Raw genomic sequence first — 20,427 nt, forward strand, 5'->3', positions numbered from 1 at the left:
TCTTAGCGGTAAGCGGCGAGAATTTGCTGTTCATTCAACTGCTCAATCACTTGCACAGCCTCTTCATAACTTTCATCCAGCAATAACTGAATGACTTTTTCGAGTTGCAGGATCGTGTTTTCACTCGTTGTATGGATAATCGCAAATACCTCTTGATTGCCAAATTGATCGATCCGCTCAAAGAAATCTTCCGCAATTTGTTTATAGTAGTCATTTTTCAAATAGGAAAGCAGCTCCATAATTAAAAAACGTTCATATTTCCGTCTTGATACTTCTGGACTTTCCCGATATTGCCACTCTATCTCCGCTTGCTTACTGCTGATTCGGAGTACATCGAGAGGCAGTTTTTTTGAACCAATTCGTTTGATTGCCTGTTTCACAAAAAGACCGATAATATCCAACATTTCTAAGTAACGTTCTTTAGAAATCGTACTATTTTTCACAACTGCTCCACGATAGTCGATATTTTCAACATATCCGTCTGCAGCAAGCATGGCAATCGCCCGTCTGACAGGTGTTCGACTAATATTCAGATCTTTAGAAATAGCTGTTTCAATTAGACGCGTTCCCGGCGGAAATTGGCCATTTTTAATTCTTTTCTTGATTTCACGATAGCATTTTGTCTCCATTGTTTATCTCTGTTTGTTTTCCATCTCAATCCTTCTCTCTTTATGCTGTATATTTAGATAAAAGATTTCGTAAAGATCATTTCTGTCAAAAAATCATTTTCACGAACTTTTTTCTCCATTGTGATGTAGGGATGGTATGTTGTATTCTCCTGGACAAGCAAAGCCGTCTGAATACGAATGATCTGTCGAATAAGCTCTTCGGCATTTCTACTTCGTTTTGATCTTGAAAGAGCCAGCACGCGCATCAAAGCGTTAAGAAGCAAATAGACACATACTGCACTCAAAATGATCAGCCCGCCTGTTAAAAATTTAGCAGGGGTCGTTTCGAGCTCGAAAAAGAAACTTCCGCACATGATTGCCAGAATCGCCGCAATAAAAACCTGCAGCATCTGCGTCAGAAAAGGTCTTCTTTTTTCAGACTGGCTGCTGCCTTCTGACCTGACAAACATTTTTAATTTTTCGAGATCATCCCGCGTCTCGAATCCATTCTGCGCTAAGTATGCATAGAGTAAATATTCACGCAGCATGAGTATTTCTTTAAAGCTTCTGAGCTGATAGTGCGTTCGAATCCATTTTCTCGCTGGGCGATAAATCATCAAGTAGAAAAAGAGAATGAAAAGAATAAAAAAGAGCGCAATCATCCCAAATAACCATTCTTTAGGTAAAAAATAAATCCCTGCACAAAGCGCACTCACCAAAACCGCACTTAGTAGCAGAAATCCTTTCCACCAACCGGTTAAAAAACTATGCAACAGATTCCAATTTCCCAATTTTCGTTTATAAAAATAGACTAATTTTTCAAAGCTCATCCCAACACTCTTTTCCACAATATACCTATGAACAGTTTACCATGTGCACACCTTTAATAAAAGATGTATCTTACTTTTTGGGCAAAAAAAATGAATGTTTCTTCTCAAATTAAGAAGAAACATTCATTCTTTCAATTAATCGCGATCTACGCCTACGATTTCACCAGTTTGAGCATTAACGCCTACTTCTACATCATCAAAACCTTTTTTAATTGATACAACGTAAACGGTATTATCGCCAAAGCGGTCAATATCATAGCTTAAAACGTCCCCTGATTCTTGTGCTGTCGCTTTTTCCATCGCATCTTTTACTGGAATCAGGTCATCCAAATTTAGGATTTCCGTTTGAACTTCTGCTTTATCTTCTGCATCTAACGTTTCTTGTTTATCTTGCAGCGTTTCTTTCGTGTCTGCATCAAAAGCCATTTCATATTCATTATTATCATCTACACCATCAACAGTATAAAAGAATCGGCCTTTTTCTTTTTCTAGCGATACGGATGTAATACTTGCTCCACTATGTGCTTGCGTGAACTGATCAATAGCATTTTCAAGAGTAAAGTCAAAATCAACTGTCTTTAAATCATAGTCATTTGAAGTGCTGCTAGAATCACTACTACTCGAGTCGGTTGTGCTTGACTGACTTGTCTGGTTGTCATCATCGTAATCGTCTGTATCATTCGAACACCCTACCAGTGCGAATGCCCCCACCATCAATACTAATACTAGCCCCAAAGTTTTTTTGTTTTTTTTCATGTTTGTAACCTCCTGAAAGTTATTCTCTCTTGTTAATTCTAGTTTATCAATTGCCTCGTTTGAACGCTTCCCGCTTAGGAACCAAATCAAACCTAGACTAAAGACCTAATTATGGTTTAACGTGATTTTGACGATTTCAGGGTTATTGAAAACGCGCGGGATGAGCATGGTCGTGTTTCCTAGCCCTCTGCTGACAATCAACTGGCGTCCATTCGCCTCTCGCAAACCAGATGTCGTTTTCGGAAAAAGGCCCTGCCCTGGTGCGAATAATCCATCGGTAAAAGGTAAACGAATCTGTCCGCCGTGTGCATGTCCTGAAAGAATCAAATCAACCGGCTGCATTTGATAAAAGGGCCAAAACTCCGGTCGATGAGAAAGCAGGATGGTAAATAATTCATCGGGAATGCGAGCGGTGGCCTGTTCAATTTCTTGGCGCAAAATCTCTTCTTCTGCCTGATATTTATCAAAAGCTATATAGAGCTCCTCGTCTTCGTCCTCATCCGGCACTTCTAAATGAAACTTCGGATCATCTACGCCGCAAATGGCAATCCGATCTTCGCCCTCTTTCAGATAGCGCGTCTCATTGTGCAGAATGTAAACGCCGGCCTGTTTTAAACCACTGAGGAATTCCTCAAAAAAAGAACTCCGCTGCTCATGATTGCCACTGATATAAAAGAGCGGTGCATACTGACTTAATTTCCGAACCAGCGCAAGGGCCACATCAATCCACTCATCTCCGTCCAATAAATCACCCGTTAGGAAGATGGCATCTGGCCGCTCCGCCTTGACCATTTTGATCAGTTTGTGATTAGAGCGGCCGAACCGTTGACTGTGCAAATCGGATAATTGGATAAATGTTTTTCCGTCAAATGCTGGTGGAATTTTAGGTGAATAGACGGGGTAATGTGTCAGTGTTAATTTTTTTGTGGAGTAATATGCATAGCCTGCAAATGCAAGCCCTGTCCCCACTAGACTACCGTAAAGCTGTTTTTTCATCGTTCCATGCCTCATTTAGTTTTTCCTCTATTATATCAATCTTCCGAGTGAGCGTCACTTTTCCTTCTGCGTGATAAGATACTTTTCCAGCTTGGCAAAGTCTGCCGGGCTGATTTCAACCAAAAGTTCAGTCCCCTGTTCGACATATTCTGTCGTTAAAATATGCGCGTGCTCATTCAGATAGGATGTGATATCGCCTGCTTCATAAGGGATTCTTAAACGAACGGTCAGATAGTCACTGAAAATTTCTGCTCGAATCAAATCCATTAGAAAATCAAGACTGGCCTCTTCACGGGCTGAAAAAACAAGGCCGTCTTCCCGTTTCACTGGATAAACGGCTCCTTCCAATTTGTCTGCTTTATTGTAAGCATAAATTGTTGGGATATTTTCCACACCTACTTTTGCCAGTGTTTCTTCGGTCGTCTGAATCATCGCTTGGTAGTGCGGATCGGCATAATCGACCACATGGATGAGTAAATCGGCTCCGGCTGCTTCTTCGAGTGTCGAACGGAAAGCCTTGACAAGATGGGTCGGCAATTTGCTGACAAAACCAACTGTGTCTGAAAGTAGAAACTTCTTCTTATCGGCAAGTGTAATTTCACGTACACTGGTATCAAGTGTGGCAAAAAGCATATCCTTTTCAAAAACCTGCTTGTGTTCAGCTTTTTGTGTCCGTTTGACCAGACCGTTCATCGTAGTGGATTTTCCGGCATTGGTATAGCCAACGAGCGAAACCACAGGCAACTCATTTTTGATCCGTTTTCGTCGCTGAACTTGTCGTTCTTTGGCAATTTCCTCGAGTTCCTTATTGAGATGGCGAATCTGATTTTGAATGATGCGCCGGTCGCTTTCTAGTTTTTTCTCCCCGGAACCACGATTGGCTAAACCGGAGCGGCCGCCTTGTTGGTCAAGCTCTTCTCCGATTCCTCTTAGGCGCGGCAGTTCATATTTTAGCCGAGCAATTTCTACTTGCAGCTGAGCTTCACGTGTTTTAGCACGATTAGCAAAAATCATCAGAATTAGCGCCGTCCGGTCAATGATTTCTACTTCTAACGCTGCTTCCAGATTGCGGATTTGGGATGGACTGAGTTCATCGTTCAAAACAACGGCATCGATTTCCTCCATCTGAACGATATCTGCCAGTTCGGCTAGTTTACCTTTTCCGACATAGGTGGCTTTATGGATGCGTTCCATGTTTTGGGTGATGACATCCTCAATTTGATAGTGACCCGCAAGTGCCAGATTTTTCAGTTCTTCCATTGTATATTCAAAATCTTTTTGATCGGCGCTGACGCCCACGAGTAGTACTTTTTTATTCATAAAATGACCTCCTGAAATTTGTTCAGTGCGGCCCCAGGATGGCTCACGTCCAGACCTATCTATGCTTTTTTGCGCATAAAAAAGAGAGCTCATTCGTCCGCTCCCTCTCCCTAACAATCATTCAATTCATAAGGGGTTCACTGATTTGTGACAGACCAATCCCGTAACCTGCTTCATTCTGCAGGCTTTCCGCACTATTTAATTAGTTGCAAAAATTTGTTTGGTACGAAGTCTAATCCAAATCATCTCGTGCAAACCCTCCTTCGTTTTAATTGGTTACAGTGTAACACGCGGGTCACCCGTTGACAACTAAAAACAGACGCAGCAAATCTGCGCCTGTTCGGATTAGTGGGTTAAAAGTTCATCTAGATCAAGTTCGTTAAAGCTTTTTACAACAATATCAGCACCAGTCAGTTTTTCAGTCGTTTCAAGCCCAACAGCATACATACCGGCTTCTTTGATTCCCTGAATGCCGGCAGCAGCGTCTTCAAAACCGATCGTCTCTTCTGGTGCCAGATTGATACTGGCTGCTGCTTTGAGGAAAATCTCTGGGTCTGGCTTGCCTTTTTTGAGCGTGGCTGGATCCACCACATGGGCAAAATAGTTCGCCACATCTAATTTATCAAGAATCATAGGGGCATTTTTAGAGGCGGAAGCAAGTGCACATGGGATGCCTTTTACACGAGCCGCTTCTAGAAAATCATGCACGCCTGGCAAAAGATCGCTTGGTGAAAGTTCACTTAATAGCTCGACGTAGTGGGTATTTTTTTTCGCTGCCAATGCTTCTTTTTCTTCCTGTGTATAAATGTCTTCTTTGCCGCCAAACGCCAGAATCCGGTCCAGCGAGTCCATCCGGCTGATGCCTTTTAGTGTTTCATTGAATTTTTCATCGATTGTGATGTCGAGTTCTGCAGCCAGCGCTTTCCAAGCCAAATAGTGAAACTTGGCGGTATCGGTAATCACGCCGTCTAAATCAAAGACGAGACCTTTTTTCATGTTCGTTCCTCCTACTGCTTTTCGTAATGGATAGTCATTTTTTTACCAGCTTCAAGTTGATAGTGTTGCGCACAAATCTCGATACTAGCAGCTTGATCGGCCAGGACTGTCACGGCTTGATGGGTTAAAACAAAGCTGAAATGAACGCCCTCTCGGCTCATTGAAAAGGTTATCTCCTGCCAGTGCGCAGGTAAATTAGGCATCACGCTCAACCATTCACCGCGATAATCAATGCCCGCGAAAGTTCTAAGTGTGACGTCAAGTGTTGCGGCCATCACGCCTGTATGAATCCCTTCGGCTGTTGTGCCGCCTTGAATATCTGCATAATCAGAATAGAGCGCTTCCTGATAAAGCTGCCATGCAAGTGCTTTTTCACCAGCAATTTCTGCCAGCTCGGCATGGACAATTCGCGACAGGGTGGAGCCGTGTGTGGTGCGCTTCAAATAATAAGCCAGATTTTTGGCCAGATAGTCTTCTCGCAACTTATAACCAAGATCCGTTAAAATCTGATCTGCACGGTCTTTCGTCAGATTATAGAAGGTCATCAATGTATCGGCCTGCTTCATGACCTGATAATCATCAGCCGATTCACCTTCTGCCTTTAAAATCCGATCCATCCGGTAAATATTGCCATATTTTTCCCGATAACCGTCCCAATCGATTTCTTTCAAATCAAGAAAGCCCTGATATTGCGCAATAATATCGTCTTCGCTGATTTCCAAATAAAGCTGATGCTTCATTTTATCATAAATCACGAAGTCTTGCTCCACAACATCGGCTTTTATTCGATTCGCTTCAATAACTGCGGGATCAAAAATTGACAGAAAATAGGCAATTTCTTCAAACAGCCAGACCACCATCATATTCGTATAGGCATTGTCCTTCAAACCGCCTACTTCACTGTTCGGATAGGCTTCATGAAATTCATCTGGTCCCATCACCCCTTCAATATGATAGCGTCCAGTCGTTTCATCCAGAACTGCCAAGCTCTTCCAAAATTGCGCAATCGAAAATAGCATTTCCAAGCCATACGTTTCCATAAAGGCTCGATCGTTGGTGTTTTTAAAATAAAGCCAGACATTATAGGCAACAGCCAGCGAAACGTGCCGCTGCAAACGACTGCGATCCTCATCCCATTCCCCGTTCAACGGATTTATATGAAGCAGTTGGGTTTCTTCTGTACCGTCATGCCCTGATTGCCAAGGGAACATGGCGCCTTGATAACCCGCTCGTTTCGCTTCCTCTCTGGCGGCATCTAATCTGCGATACCGATACATTAACAGATCTTTGGCGGCATCTGGGAAATGATAGATGTAAAAAGGCAGGATAAAGATTTCATCCCAAAAAATATGTCCACGATAGGCTTCCCCGTGTAGGCCTCGCGCGGTAATGGAGGCATCAAGATGCTGGCTATGCAGCGGCGAAGCGGAAATCAGCAGGTGATACGTATGCAGGCGAAGCATTTTTTGCGACATTAAATCACCCGTCACCTTGATATCAGCCGTTTGCCAAAGTTTTTCAAAAGCGGCCTGACTTTCTGCCAAACTCTTGGCAAATGTTTTCTCCGTAAGCAGCTCATTTTGTAACACGTCGAGGCTTGGCTTCACTAAGGTGTGTGAGGCATGGATCAGCACGCGCTTCTCGAAGGTATAGCAGTTCTCCTGCTCCGCTTGAAAGGCTACTTTTTGCGTGATTTTATCCGGTTCAAGCTGCTCTTCATCGCTCACATCCAGCCCTTCTGGAACGGTCAATTGTGTCCGTGTCAGCACTTCAATTCCTGTTGAAAGTAGGCGCGTTCGCATCATTGCTCTACGTTTAGAGGTCTTTCTTGCAATCACGCTAAAATGATGCTGATTGAGCGTTCGGTAGCGTGCCACATTAAAATTGCGGATCGTTCCGTCGAGTGTTGTGACCAGTTTGACCGTACCGCTGAAATTAAGCGGTCTGATCCGGTAGCGTGTGACGGTTTCTTCCATGACAGCCATATTGACGATCCGCTCACTGATCAGTTCTACTAGCTTGCCGGATGGACTCGCCAAAATCAATGCCACATGCAGCAGACCGTTTTTTAAATTCAGTGTCCGCTTCAACTCGCGAATGTTGGTCTCATCTGGTATGAGCAGCTCTCCGTCCAGCTCCACCACAATGAACTGGGCACTTGCCTGATTAACAAGGTCTTCATTCGTGACCATTCGGCCGGCCACTTCTGATTCAGCACGATTATAGCCGCTTGCCAAATAGGTAGCCGGATAGGTGGCTTCACTAATCTGCATTTCTGGTGTCGTGCCGCGAATCCCCATAAAACCGTTGCCAATCGTGAGGAGCGATTCGGTCGAATATTCCTTTTTCCCTGCTTGGAAGCCGTCATATTCAAGTTGCCAAACAAGCTGGTCGGCTTTTGCATCGAAGGCCGCCTGTAACGTTTCATACTGGTCTCTTTCCTTTGCAGAAATAAACGGATAGTCCAGTTTCTCCGATAAGAAACGGCTGAGATCAATTGTTTGGCCTTCTGAATGGGATAAAATGGTTTCACTGAAGCGACTTGAAAATGTGCCGTCAATCACGCCGCCTGCCAGATTTGGATACTTGTCTTTTAGTAAGTCGGCCACTTCCGCCAGACTTTCTTCGATGTTCTCCGGTTGCAGTGAAAAAGAAGCGGACTCGTTTTCTACTTCCTGCTCGACTTTTTTCACCTTGATTTCATTGGGTAAGTAATCTACGACTAAATAGTTCATTTTTATCCTCCTAACAAAACTTGACTATACAAGTTACGTTCACTGCTAGTATAGAGTATCCCTTCTAAAAATACAAGTCATAATTTTATTGGGAAGAATTAGAAAACTTATGGTAGAATAAGGAGGAAATGATTACCGTAAAGGATTGAGAATGAATGAACAAATTTCATGACATATTTCTGGATTTAGAAGCTAACATCCTTGCTGACAAGTACCCCGTCGCCTCTCTTCTTCCCAGCGAAAATCAACTAATGAAGCATTTCGGTGTCTCGCGTGAAACCATTCGAAAAGCATTGGCACTCCTAATCAATGCAGGCTATATCCAAAAAAAACAGGGCAAGGGATCGATCGTCCTCAACTATCATAAGTTCGATTTTCCGATCTCTGGTTTAACGAGTTATAAGGAACTTCAAGAGGCTCAGCATATGTACAGCAAGACGATTATTGCAGAGCTCTCCCTTCAGCGTGTTCCTGAAAATTTGGCTCAACTCACTGGTTGGAAAGTAAATGATACGATTTGGAAACTGGTGCGAAAGCGTGAAATCAATGGAGAAACGGTTATTTTGGACAAGGATTTCCTCTTAAAATCCATCATTCCAGACTTGCCGCTTGATGAGGCCGAAAACTCAATCTATCGTTATTTTGAAGACGATTTGGATTTGAAAATTGGCTATGCACAGAAGGAGATCACTGTTGAGCCAGTTACTGACGAAGATTTAGCTTTAATGGATTTAAATGCGCATACACATGTGGTGGTTGTACGCAGCGTCGTCTACTTGGAGGACACCAGATGCTTTGAGTATACAGAATCTCGCCACCGACTCGATATGTTTAAATTTGTTGATTTTGCGCGAAGAAGAAAAATGAATTAATCTACGAACAGTCTCGAATTCTCAACTGGAATTGGAGGCTGTTTTTATTTCCAATAAAAAATACTTGCAATTTTTAAAAGACAAGGTTATGATTATACCGAACTTGTATATATAAGTTATTTCAAAAATGGAAGGGGTTTATCTAAATGGGCAAGTATACAGAAGATGCTACCCAGTTGCTTGAGCTTGTTGGAGGGAAAGAAAATATTGCCGCTGTTTCCCACTGTGCAACACGGATGCGCTTCGTTTTAAATGATGAAGCAAAAGCCGATAAAGAGAAAATTGAGCAGCTACCAAGTGTGAAAGGCATGTTTACCAATGCCGGGCAGTTTCAAGTCATTATTGGGAATGATGTGTCTACATTTTATCAAGAGTTTTCTCGTATTTCCGGAATTGAAGGCGTTTCCAAAGAGGCGGTAAAAGGGGCCGCGAAAAAGAATCAGAATATCGTGCAGCGTGCTGTGGCGGTGCTGGCTGAAATCTTCACACCGCTGCTTCCTGCCATCATCATCGGTGGTTTAATCCTCGGTTTCCGCAATGTGCTCGGGGATATCGAATTCGGTGGTCAAACGATTGTGGAAATGTCCACTTTTTGGGCAGGCGTCAATGATTTTCTTTGGCTGATTGGTGAAGCGGTCTTCCACTTCCTGCCAGTCGGAATCGTTTGGAGTATCACGAAGAAAATGGGCACCACTCAAATTCTGGGGATTGTACTGGGGATCACTTTAGTCTCCCCGCAACTCTTGAATGCGTATGCTGTGGCCGGCACTGCCGCTGCTGATATTCCAGTTTGGGATTTTGGCTTTGCCACGATTGAAAAAATCGGCTATCAGGCGCAGGTCATTCCAGCCATGTTAGCAGGCTTTATGCTAGTTTATCTGGAGCGTTTCTTCCGCCGAGTCATTCCGGAAGTGGTCTCGATGATTTTTGTTCCACTTTTCTCACTCGTGCCTACTGTTTTAGCAGCCCACTTGATTCTTGGACCAATTGGCTGGACGATCGGTTCTTGGATTTCAAATGCGGTCAACATGGGACTGACTTCTTCTGTCAGCTGGCTGTTTGGCGCACTTTTCGGCTTCCTTTATGCACCGCTTGTCATCACCGGTCTGCATCATACGACACTTGCCATTGATTCTCAGCTGATTGCAGATTTTGGAACGACTAATTTATGGCCGATGATCGCTCTTTCAAATATCGCCCAAGGTTCAGCGGTTCTAGCAGTCATCTTCCTTCATAAAGGAAACAAGCAAGAAGAACAAATCTCGATTCCCGCAACGATTTCTTGTTATCTAGGTGTTACAGAACCAGCAATGTTCGGGATCAACTTGAAATATCTGTATCCATTTGTCGCTGCCATGATTGGCTCTGGGATTGCCGGACTTTTCGTTACCTTGATGGGTGTACGGGCGAATGCAATCGGTGTCGGTGGAATCCCAGGTATTCTTTCTATTCGTCCGCAGGATTGGGGTGCTTTTGCGATTGGGATGGCCATTGCCGTTGCTGTTCCATTCTTCCTGACCATGTTCTTCCGTCGAACGGGCATTTTGAATAAGATTGACCGGGTCGACAGTGTGGCGGTAGCTGCTTCTGGTGCCGCGAGCGAGCCGACTGTCACTACTTTCCAACTGAACGATGAAAAAACTAGTGAAGCAGAACTAGTCGCGCCTGCTGACGGGGAAGTCATTCCAATCACGGAAGTTCCTGACCCCGTTTTCAGTCAAAAAATGATGGGCGACGGATTTGCGGTCCGCCCAACCTCTGGGCAAGTCGTTTCTCCTGTCAGTGGTCAGATTATCAGCATTTTTGACACCAAACATGCGATTGGTTTTAAACTGGCAAACGGTCTTGAAATTCTGCTACACATGGGGATCGATACGGTCGATCTTGGCGGCACGCCGTTCACGCTGTCCGTCCAACCGGGTGACAATCTTGAAGCTGGGCAAAAATTAGGCTCAATCGATTTATCTGCCCTCCAAGCAGCAGAAAAAGGAACCGACCTGATCGTCGTTATTACCAATATGGACCAAGTAGAAGAATTTAACTTGATGCGCAAAGGACAAGCAACTGCCGGACAAAATGTGGCCATTGCCATTCCTACTAAGCATTGATCCAATTGAAGCAGGAAAAAGCCCCGCAACTCTGCATGTAGAGTTGCGGGGCTTTTCGTTCGCTTATTTCCTACTAGGGGCGCTTTAAGGTGAAAGTCTCTCCCAGCTTGGCGTAGTCATTCCCAGCCAAACGCGACACTGGTTGGAGGACGTCTGTAAGCAGATACTCCTTTTTTGAATCAAAGACTGCCTCGTCAAACATGTAGGCCTGCACGCGCGCCAGCAAAAGATCAGCGGTTACCTCACCGGCATCATTCCTAATTTCAATCACCTGCACTAGTTTACTCGGCAAAATAATTTGCGCCTCACTAATGACAGGTGTGGCAAAATCAGGTAAATGCAGCAGGGTTAAGTTGGTTCGTTCGATTTCACTTTCAGAAGGTCCAAGCCTTGCTGCTGTCTCATTCACCTCTGAAATAAAATCACCGCTTACAATATGCACCATCATTTCCTGCTGCCTGATTGCATGACGCGCTGTATCTTTTTGCTTTCCTGCCGCGCGCTGCACACTGACACTGATGATGGGCGGGTCACTCGACACGATATTGAAAAAACTAAACGGTGCCGCATTGACCGTTTGACCATCCTCCATCAACGTTGTCACAAAGGCAATTGGGCGAGGGATGATGGCGCCACTTAGAAATTTATAGTGCTGTTTGGCTGACAGCTCGTCTGCTTGAAAAATCATTTTTTCTCCTTGTCCTGCGTGCCAGTATGTGCCTCGTACCAGCTGCGTGCCGCTTCCAGCTCTTCCATAGTGAGCGAATGTCCAGCGGCCGTCCAAACAGTTGAAACATCCGCGCCACGCTGTTCTAATTCAGCCACGAGTCGTTCGGAATCCTTTGATAAAACCAGTGGATCATTGAGCCCCGCTGTCAAAAATACCGCCCGTTCCCGAAGCGTGAATGTCTGCGGTTCATTATCAGCCGGCATCGCATGGAACAAAATTGCCTTCTGGAAGCTATTCTTTTTTTGCAGCAGACTGTTGGCAGCAATATTGGCACCATTTGAGTAACCCACTGCCACGAGCTGCTCGACACTGAGGTGATATTTTTCGGCCAAGAGGTGTACTTCTGCGAGCAATTGATCCGTTTTTTCCGCCAAGCTCTCCAAGTCAAGCCGGCCATCTGGATAGCGTTTGAAAAAGCGATTGGCCGTACCTTCCAACACATCGCCGCGCAACGAAAGAATCGCAGCTTCACTTGAAATGAAGCGGCCAATGTCGACAAGCGAATGCTCATCGCCGCCAGTCCCATGCAAGAGCAGCAAAGGGGCAGCCGCTTCATTTGCAGCAGGAATAAACAAATGTTCCATCATTATCAGCTCCTTTTCGTGTCAAGCGGCCGTACCATTTTTTCGATTTCAGCGCGTTTGGGTTCTAAAAATGGTGGCAGCGATAATTTTTCTCCCAGTGTTTCATAAGGTTCATCTCCCATAAAGCCCGGACCGTCCGTTGCAAATTCAAAGAGAATCTGGCGGCTGACTGGGACGTAGAGGGATTCAAAGTAGTAGCGGTTGACAAAGCCTGAATTGGGCGCTTCAAAGGTGTTCATCCGTTCGATCCATTTCATCAGCTCTTCGTGGTCCTCTACTCTGAAAGCTACATGATGCACTTCCCCGTAGCCTTGCATCGCATGCGGCAGATCGGAACGCTCTTCGACAATCAGCGAAGCCCCATTGCCGCCTTCTCCCACTTCATAAAGATGCAGGCCTTGTTCTTCTTTCACATATCGGAAGCCAAGCACGGCTTTCAAAACCGCGTCCATATTTTCTAACTCAGGGACTGTCAAAAATACAGGTCCCAAACCATAAACGGCATATTTTTCTGGAACCGGTCCATTCTTCCACGGAGTCCCGGCCTGAACGCCTCGATCATTTTCATCAGAGATTAGCATCAGTCTCTGCTCGTCAAAATCCTCAAAAGTCAATACTTTCCGTCCAAAAATCGTTTCAATATCGCCATGCGTCACGTCAAGCTCTTCAAAACGCTGATGCCAATATTCCAATGCCGCGTCACTTGGCACACGGAAGCTTGTACGTGAAATACTGTCCGTTCCGCGACGTCCTTTTGGCAGATTAGGAAAATCAAAAAATGTCATATCCGTTCCCGCCGAACCTTTATCGTCCGCAAAGAAAAGATGGTAAGTGTGAATATCATCCTGATTGACCGTTTTTTTCACCAAACGCATGCCTAAAACTTCCGTAAAAAATTGATAATTTTTTTCCGCACTGCTCGTCATCGCTGTCACGTGGTGGATTCCTTTTAATTCTTTTATCATCATTTTTCCCCTCCAAAATAAGTTTCGATTTCGTGTCGTTTTTCCTCTAAAAATGGTGGCAGACTTAAATGTGCCCCTAGCTCCTCAACCGGTTCGTCCAGTGCAAAGCCTGGCTCATCACTAGCAAATTCAATGCGCATTCCCGCCGGATCCCGAATATACAGGCTCTTAAAGTAGCCCCGATCAACAAATTCTTCTATTTGCAGTCCGTTTTCGCCAGCCAACTGATGAAGCATGTCAACCTCTGCTGCCGTTTTTACCCCGTAGGCGATATGATCAATGGACCCCTTGCCAAAACGCGTCTTCTTGCCGCTGGTGGTTTGGGTAAAAGTCAGCTTGCTCAGCCCGGCAGTGTCTGTCAAACTTTCCCCTTCTGTAACAAAGCCAAACATTTCTTGGAAAAATCTGCGCTCTGCCTCTACATCTGGCACATGATAAGCGGCTCCAATGATTCGTTTGATCTGCTTGTCTGCTGGAATATCCGTATGTCGCGTCGCCTTTTCAGGAGCAATCTGTTCATTTATTTCGATGAGCGCGAGTTTCATTCCGTCCGGGTCTTCCACATATAGCCCGTCTTCCTGAACCGAAAACGCAATGTCATACTGCTCCAGCCGGTCGCGCCAAAATGGCAAGCTATCAATTGGAACACCCAGTTGAATCGTGCCAAAATACGCTTTTTCCTGATAGCGGCTACCAATATGCGGCACTTCAAAATAGGTCAAAATCGTTCCCGGCGTACCTTCGTAATCCCCATAGAACAGATGACGCATTTTGATATTCGCTTGATTGACTGTATTTTTAACGAGCCGATAGCCTAGCACAGTTGAATAAAAGTGATCGGTTCGTTCAAATTCTTTAATTAGTGCAGAAACGTGATGCATATGAATCATCATTTTCCATCGCCTCCTTCTTAACTATCTATAGTTTATAACTAAACTTTTAAAAAAGGAAATTATATGCTCACAAAAAGTAAGTAACTATTCAACATCAAAAAAACGAACCGCCAATTGAAGCGATTCGTTCCTTATTTAGTCTGAAATGCCTGAGGATAATGCTTCCGCAAAATGGCCGCCATATCCTCTTTTGAAACTCCATACTTAAGCAGCGGATACAACATCATCTCAAAGTACTGCACCCATGACCAATCCATATACTCCTCATCATCAGCCAGATAGCCTACAATCTTGCACTTAGGTGGATCAAGATGAGGAGGTTCCGTCAGCGCCTTCAATATCTCCGTTCTAAGCGGCTCAATCTCAGCCATTGTTCGTTCCCCGCGGCTACGCGCCTTCGCAATTTCGATATACGCCTCGACTTCTGCTCTCGTTTTTGGGAGGAAGAAACGATCCTCTACAAGTCCCAAGCATTCAGCCATTAAATCCACTCGTGCCGGATGAAGAGCCAGCTGATTTCTCCATGATTCACGATCAAACTGCTCATCAATCTCCATAATAATCGCAAACAATTCCTCTTTCGTTCGTTTTACATCCTTGTCCCACTTGAACCATTCATAGGTAGAATCAAAAGGTTCAATCTCCATAAAACCGTGCTTCTTATACAGCGAAATAGCCGGCAGATTCTCTGGTAAAACGCGTAAATAGACAATCGGATAATACCATCATTCCGCTTCCTTGAGTAAATGAGTCAACAGCGCTTTCCCGTAGCCTTTCCTGCGCTCATCCTTTGCAACGAGTAGATGAGCCAATTCCAAATCCTGCTCCTCCTCATCAACCCAAATCTCGCCATATGCCACGATTTTCTCCCCGCTTGTCAAAACAAAAGGGAACTGATCGTCTGTTTCTAGCCAGCTTGCCAGGTCTTGAATGGAAAGATGCTCCTTCCGGGTTGAAAAAAGAAGCCCCTCCTTTGACGCTAAAAACAAGGCTAAAATCTCCGCCAAATCCTGCTCGCATGCAGGACGAAACACCACCTGATCATCTGCTTTCATTTTGCTTCTCCTGCCAAAGCTCCAATAAAACGGTCAGTTCATCCTGCACATCCTTGCGCGTCATTTCCGGCTTGATTTTCAACCGATCGACCACTTCAAACTCAATCGCCTTGACGCCATACAGTTTGGCCTCGTCTTGCATTTCTGGCGGCAACATGGTGCCATCGCCGATCTTATAGCCAAATGCCAGCTTATTTTTAATCCCTTCAAGGTTCATCGTTGCCCCGAGTAATTTTTTCCCCGATTGTGTCGAAATAAATTGATAGACACCTGCATCGGGCGCTTTTTCCTTATAGGCTCTAATTTTTTCTTTGCGTGTTTCGCGATCTGTCATTGTTTTTCCTCCTCTAGTAACCCGCTTCCCGCAGCAAACGACTTAAAATCCGCAGGCGTTCACTCAGCAATTCATCATCATTTTTTAGCGCTTGTTCAAACAGCTCAATGTCTTCCTCGATATGGTCATTATCCGTGCAAACTTCTACGCTCATCGCATCTCCCTGCAAGCCGATCCGATCGATTTCCGGATTTTCAGGATCAAAGAAATGCGGATATTTATAGGCATCTACAAAATGCAGTTTCGTCCGCGCGATCAAAATCGCCAAATCTAGCACACGATGAAGGGGTAATTCTTCTGATTGGCGTGACCATTTGCCGCCAGTATGCCGCCATACTTTTGCCGAGATGTCGACTTTGCCGCGATCATTCCATTGAGCAAGTCCCAGCGAAAGCCCCTTTGCCTCGGAATCATAGGCCATTTTGCCATCTACTTCTTCATAATTAGGAACAATCATTACAGGTTTATGTTTTAAATGAACAGGAATCATTTTAATTACTCCTTTACTAATTTAGTAAATTACTAAATTAGTATAACCTAACTGCCGTTTTTCTGCAAATTTGCTTTTTCTCATGAAATTTTTATTTTTCCTTCACTTTACTTTTTGGAAGAAATGGGCATAATTAAGGATATGTTTCACTAATCACAGAAAGGATTGGCTGAGTGAATGCGCAGAAAAAGACGAGTACGGCAACGCGAGGAAAAAGAGCAGAAGAAAAAACTGCCTACGATCCCTCTTCGGCTGAATATCTTATTCTTCGTGATTTTTCTCTGCTTTTCGGTATTGATTTTGAGGCTGGGCGTACTTCAGATCGTCCACGGTGATGAATACAAGGCCGAAGCAGAAAAAACCAACAATGTAACGATTGAAAAAAGCATGCCGCGCGGTGAAATTTATGATAGCAATTATAATTTATTAGTCGGAAATGCAGGTTACAATACGATTACTTACACACGAAGTCAGAATACAGATTCCGAAGAAATTCTCAAAGTTGCTCAAAAGCTCAACACACTGATTGAGGTAACGCCTGATGATAATTTGACAGAGCGCAATTTAAAAGATTATTGGATTGTTTCCCATGAAGACGAATCCATCAGTCGGCTCTCTGATAAAGAGAAAAACATGGACGGCTCCGATCAGTACCAAGCACAGTTAAAAGATGTAACAGATGAAGATCTTGCCAGTCTGACAGACAATGATAAAAAAGTCGCCACCCTTTATAAAAAGATGACGAACGGTTATGCCATGACGGAGCAAACTGTCAAGGACGAAGGCGTTACGAATGAAGAAATCGCCCGCGTCAGTGAAAACCTGGATGAACTGCCTGGTGTCGATACCACGATGAACTGGGATCGTTACTATCCATATGAAGATACGCTCCGCTCCATTCTCGGCTCTGTCACAACCGAGCAGGAAGGTTTGCCGGCTGACAAAGCAGATTACTATTTATCACAAGGTTACAGCCGCAACGACCGGGTTGGGAAAAGTTATCTAGAAGAACAATACGAAAGTGTCCTTCAAGGGAAAAAAGCAGAATATGAAAGTGTGCTGGATGCAGACAACAATGTCATCAGCACCGTTCAGAAAAAAGCCGGCTCTAACGGAAAAGACCTCGTGCTTTCCATTGATGTCGAGTTCCAAAAAGCAGTCGAAGAAATTCTGCAGGAAAATATTAAAAAAGGTAAGGCCTATGCCGGATCAGACCTATTCGACCGAGCATTCGTTGTTGCCATGGATCCAAATAACGGCCAAATCTTGGCACTTGCTGGGCAGAAGCTGAATGATGACGGCGAGTTTGAAGATTATTCGCTTGGAACGTTTACAACGGCCTACAATATGGGGTCCGCTGTCAAAGGGGCCACTGAACTGATGGGCATGATGAGTGATACCATCACAACGACCAGCACCTTTGTCGACCAGCCGATCTATTTGAAAGGCACGCCGAAGAAGAGTTCCTGGTTCAATACGGACGGCTACAATGATATGACACTGGACCCTGTTGGCGCCTTGGAACGTTCTTCCAACTCCTACATGTACCAGTTGACCATGAAATTTGCCGGTACGACGTATGTGCCTTATGGGCCGCTAGATGCACCGCTTTCTACATTTGACGAGATGCGGAAGTACTACAATATGTTCGGTCTGGGTGTCAAAACTGGCATCGATCTGCCGGGTGAACAAATCGGCTATCAGGGACCGGATGACACGATCGGGAAAATTCTCGACTTTGCGATTGGGCAATATGATTCCTACACACCTATTCAACTGGCTCAATACGGGGCAACGATTGCAAATGGTGGTAAACGAATCGCACCAACGCTTGTCAAAGAAATCCGCAATCCTAGTTCTGGCGGCGATCAGCTGGGCTCCGTTTACAAAGAAAGTGAGCCAAAAGTGCTGAACACCCTTGATGCCACCGAAGACGAAATCAAAACCGTCCAAGAAGGCTTTTATGAAGTTGTCAATGGCGCGAATGGTACGGCGAAGGGATACTTTGATTCCGATGACTATGTTGCAGCCGGTAAAACGGGGACTGCTCAGGCTTTCTATGACGGTCCGAAAGAATCCAGCAACATGGCAGAGGTTTGGAATACAACCTTTGTCGGCTATGCACCTGCTGACAATCCGGAAATTGAGATTGCTGTTGTTGTTCCTTGGCTCTATCGTGATGGCTATTCAGACAGCAAAATTAACTTATCGATCTCCAAACAGGTTTTTGATAAATACTTTGAACTGAAAAAACAACATGAAAATGATCAGCAGGATAGTGAAAATCCAACGATCAACAATAAAGATTTGGCAGCACAAGAACAGCAAAAAGCCATTCAAAGCAAGGCAAATGGCGATTAAGTAAACCATACGGCGGCAAGCGATTCAGATTCACTTGCCCTCCAACTCAATAAAAAAAGAAACAGGCCGGAATAAGTAGCTTTCCGGCCTGTTTCTTTGTGTGGCTGAGAAATGTAGCTCCCAGTCCTAATTTTATTGAAAACTGATTCGTGCCGGTCCATCCGGCAGATCCATTTTTATTTCTTTATCGGGTAAAATTTCAACTAGCCCTGCATCACTCAGATAACTGCCCGCTTGAGGCAAAACGACGTCCTCAAGTCCAGTCATGAGTCCCGCTTTTACCACACCTCGGACAAAAAAAGGATGCCCTAGGAAGTGCTCGGCTTCCTGAATGCGTCCTTCTCGAATCAGCGCACGAATGACGGTTGAGCTGACTTTTTCACGAGTCTGCTCTTTTTCAATAGGCACCGCTGTGACTTCGATCCCATACGGTGCACAAAGCGACCGGAGTAGCTCGACATCTGAATCTCGTCCCTTGCCAAAATTGAACTCTTCTCCGACGATAATATGACGCAGCTGCAAATTGGTCAAATGCTCGTGGACGAAAATTTCAGGAGACGTCTCGGCATAGCTTGCGGTAAAGGCGGTTTCAATCAGGCTGTCAACGCCGTAATGAGCCAGCCAATAAGCTTTTTCAGCACCCGGCGTCAGCATTTCCCGATAGGCTTCCAGACCATGCAGCGCATAAAGCGGATGCGGGCTAAAGCTAATCACTGAAAACCGTTCCTCTGCGGTTTTGATTCTTCTTGCGGTTCGCAAAATTTTCTGGTGTCCCACATGTACGCCGTCAAATTTGCCAATTGAAAGCACAGCCGGTCGTGTATCCTCAGGCGGCGCCAGATCAACATGATAAATCTCCAATCCCAATTCCCTCCCCTGCAGATTAACTTTAACCAAAAAGGGAGGCTTCGACAACTTTATTGACTTGCATCCAGCTCCAGCAATAATTTTTTCATTCGTGAAATTCGTGCTAGATCCAATTGAAAACCGCGCTTTCGTGCAACTTCTAGCTGCAAATCTTCCAAAAGGCTGAGCAGTTCCGGCAACACGGATTCTCCCCAATGTGCATAGACTTCCGGCAACCTGTCAAGCCACCTAGCATCTAGCCAGTACGCCATTTTGCGGCCGCTGAATTCCGGTGTGGCGCCATCTAGTCGAGCCACTTCCTCAAGTAGCGGCAACAGATAGCCCGTCCGAATCGACTGCAGCATACTCTGAACAAAAAAAGCATCCCGCCGCGCGCCAAATTTGGCCACATAATGCAAATCAAACCAGCTCTCCCGGACGATCCGTTCAAATTCCTGCTGTTCGAGCGGAACCGGCTGGACTGAACGTATAAATGCAGGCAGGCACTCCGAATACTGCTGCTTGTCCAGTAAGACCCGATATTTTTCATAGTAAGGAAAAGGTGCCTCCAACAAGGTACTTTTCCAAAAAGAAAAATCTACTTTGACCCCGTTTTCAAAAATGACTAAAAGAGACCGCAGTCGCGCTGCCGGAACTTCAAAATCAAGCGGAATATACCAGAGCGGCTCGGCAATCTGCATCAGCCAGTCGGTCCTTTCAGCAAAATTTAAAATTTCGTCTTCTTGCCCAAAAACATTGATATCCAGATCTGAATACTGGTCGACAAATCGCTCTTTGGCAATTGCACCTTCTTCGACTAGCAGATAGACGTTTGGTTCATTTTCCGCCCAGTGGATAATTTGTTGACGAATCTGCTTGCGTCTTAGTTCCATCCTATTTCACCTCGGTTATATTGTAACATAAAAAATCAGAAGCCCTTTTGCAGCA

The 20,427-nt window shown here is 44.8% G+C and carries 20 protein-coding genes and 1 pseudogene; 4 read left to right on the forward strand and 17 right to left on the reverse strand.

Annotated elements, in window-relative coordinates:
* Positions 1–2 precede the first annotated feature (2 nt).
* The 7 genes from CS921_RS10435 to CS921_RS10465 all read right to left on the reverse strand — a co-directional run bounded on the left by CS921_RS10435 (position 3) and on the right by CS921_RS10465 (position 8,241).
* Positions 3–629 carry a GntR family transcriptional regulator gene (locus CS921_RS10435; protein ID WP_099223600.1) on the reverse strand — a complete coding sequence of 209 codons (627 nt, stop codon included), beginning with the start codon at positions 627–629 and terminating at the stop codon, positions 3–5.
* 53 nt (positions 630–682) lie between these two features.
* A complete protein-coding gene (locus CS921_RS10440) occupies positions 683–1,438 on the reverse strand; it encodes a hypothetical protein (RefSeq protein WP_099223602.1) in 756 nt (251 codons plus the stop codon).
* Between the two features lie 135 nt (positions 1,439–1,573).
* Positions 1,574–2,194 (reverse strand): PepSY domain-containing protein, encoded by a 621-nt coding sequence (locus CS921_RS10445; protein WP_099223604.1) that lies wholly within the window; start codon positions 2,192–2,194, stop codon positions 1,574–1,576.
* Positions 2,195–2,299: 105 nt separating this feature from the next.
* The gene (locus CS921_RS10450) at positions 2,300–3,190 is read right to left on the reverse strand and encodes a metallophosphoesterase (protein ID WP_099223606.1); all 891 of its coding nucleotides are present in this window, start codon (positions 3,188–3,190) and stop codon (positions 2,300–2,302) included.
* Positions 3,191–3,244: 54 nt separating this feature from the next.
* Positions 3,245–4,510, reverse strand: coding sequence for a GTPase HflX (gene hflX / locus CS921_RS10455; RefSeq protein ID WP_099223608.1), 1,266 nt, complete (start codon positions 4,508–4,510; stop codon positions 3,245–3,247).
* 345 nt (positions 4,511–4,855) lie between these two features.
* On the reverse strand, positions 4,856–5,506 hold the full coding sequence (gene pgmB, locus CS921_RS10460) for a beta-phosphoglucomutase (RefSeq protein ID WP_099223610.1): 651 nt from the start codon (positions 5,504–5,506) through the stop codon (positions 4,856–4,858).
* Positions 5,507–5,517: 11 nt separating this feature from the next.
* Positions 5,518–8,241 (reverse strand): glycoside hydrolase family 65 protein, encoded by a 2,724-nt coding sequence (locus CS921_RS10465; RefSeq protein WP_099223612.1) that lies wholly within the window; start codon positions 8,239–8,241, stop codon positions 5,518–5,520.
* Between the two features lie 155 nt (positions 8,242–8,396).
* Here CS921_RS10465 and treR point away from each other — a divergent pair, with 155 nt between their 5' ends.
* The 3 genes and pseudogenes from treR to CS921_RS15720 all read left to right on the forward strand — a co-directional run bounded on the left by treR (position 8,397) and on the right by CS921_RS15720 (position 11,221).
* Positions 8,397–9,113: a trehalose operon repressor gene (gene treR / locus CS921_RS10470; RefSeq protein WP_099223614.1), complete on the forward strand. Its 717-nt coding sequence runs from the start codon at positions 8,397–8,399 to the stop codon at positions 9,111–9,113.
* A gap of 146 nt (positions 9,114–9,259) precedes the next feature.
* A pseudogene (gene treP, locus CS921_RS10475) lies at positions 9,260–10,672 on the forward strand (PTS system trehalose-specific EIIBC component); the annotation flags it as partial.
* A gap of 12 nt (positions 10,673–10,684) precedes the next feature.
* Positions 10,685–11,221 carry a PTS sugar transporter subunit IIA gene (locus CS921_RS15720; protein ID WP_240422338.1) on the forward strand — a complete coding sequence of 179 codons (537 nt, stop codon included), beginning with the start codon at positions 10,685–10,687 and terminating at the stop codon, positions 11,219–11,221.
* A gap of 73 nt (positions 11,222–11,294) precedes the next feature.
* Here the strand turns inward: CS921_RS15720 and CS921_RS10480 are convergent, their stop codons facing one another.
* From CS921_RS10480 to CS921_RS10515, 8 genes are all read right to left on the reverse strand, one after another.
* Complete coding sequence (locus CS921_RS10480; RefSeq protein WP_099223618.1) at positions 11,295–11,909, reverse strand: flavin reductase family protein; 615 nt, start codon at positions 11,907–11,909, stop codon at positions 11,295–11,297.
* Positions 11,906–12,535 carry an alpha/beta hydrolase gene (locus tag CS921_RS10485; protein ID WP_099223688.1) on the reverse strand — a complete coding sequence of 210 codons (630 nt, stop codon included), beginning with the start codon at positions 12,533–12,535 and terminating at the stop codon, positions 11,906–11,908. Before CS921_RS10485 ends, CS921_RS10480 begins: the two co-directional genes overlap by 4 nt.
* Positions 12,536–12,540: 5 nt before the next feature.
* Positions 12,541–13,500: a ring-cleaving dioxygenase gene (locus tag CS921_RS10490; protein ID WP_099223686.1), complete on the reverse strand. Its 960-nt coding sequence runs from the start codon at positions 13,498–13,500 to the stop codon at positions 12,541–12,543.
* On the reverse strand, positions 13,500–14,393 hold the full coding sequence (locus tag CS921_RS10495) for a VOC family protein (protein ID WP_099223620.1): 894 nt from the start codon (positions 14,391–14,393) through the stop codon (positions 13,500–13,502). Before CS921_RS10495 ends, CS921_RS10490 begins: the two co-directional genes overlap by 1 nt.
* A 131-nt stretch (positions 14,394–14,524) precedes the next feature.
* A complete protein-coding gene (locus CS921_RS10500; RefSeq protein WP_099223622.1) occupies positions 14,525–15,040 on the reverse strand; it encodes a hypothetical protein in 516 nt (171 codons plus the stop codon).
* Between the two features lie 78 nt (positions 15,041–15,118).
* Positions 15,119–15,448, reverse strand: coding sequence for a GNAT family N-acetyltransferase (locus CS921_RS10505; RefSeq protein ID WP_099223624.1), 330 nt, complete (start codon positions 15,446–15,448; stop codon positions 15,119–15,121).
* Positions 15,435–15,782, reverse strand: coding sequence for a GIY-YIG nuclease family protein (locus tag CS921_RS10510; RefSeq protein WP_099223626.1), 348 nt, complete (start codon positions 15,780–15,782; stop codon positions 15,435–15,437). Before CS921_RS10510 ends, CS921_RS10505 begins: the two co-directional genes overlap by 14 nt.
* Before the next feature lie 13 nt (positions 15,783–15,795).
* A complete protein-coding gene (locus tag CS921_RS10515) occupies positions 15,796–16,272 on the reverse strand; it encodes a DUF6530 family protein (protein WP_099223628.1) in 477 nt (158 codons plus the stop codon).
* A 177-nt stretch (positions 16,273–16,449) separates the two neighbouring features.
* On the opposite strand from CS921_RS10515, the gene CS921_RS10520 reads away from it, so the two are divergent.
* The gene (locus tag CS921_RS10520; RefSeq protein ID WP_099223630.1) at positions 16,450–18,633 is read left to right on the forward strand and encodes a peptidoglycan D,D-transpeptidase FtsI family protein; all 2,184 of its coding nucleotides are present in this window, start codon (positions 16,450–16,452) and stop codon (positions 18,631–18,633) included.
* 132 nt (positions 18,634–18,765) lie between these two features.
* On the opposite strand, the gene CS921_RS10525 is transcribed toward CS921_RS10520, so the two are convergent.
* Positions 18,766–19,494, reverse strand: coding sequence for an FAD synthetase family protein (locus CS921_RS10525; RefSeq protein WP_099223632.1), 729 nt, complete (start codon positions 19,492–19,494; stop codon positions 18,766–18,768).
* 56 nt (positions 19,495–19,550) lie between these two features.
* Positions 19,551–20,372 (reverse strand): aminoglycoside 6-adenylyltransferase, encoded by an 822-nt coding sequence (locus CS921_RS10530; protein WP_099223634.1) that lies wholly within the window; start codon positions 20,370–20,372, stop codon positions 19,551–19,553.
* Positions 20,373–20,427: the final 55 nt, after the last annotated feature.

The sequence above is a fragment of the Listeria costaricensis genome, from assembly GCF_900183385.1.
GTDB classification, from domain to species: domain Bacteria; phylum Bacillota; class Bacilli; order Lactobacillales; family Listeriaceae; genus Listeria; species Listeria costaricensis.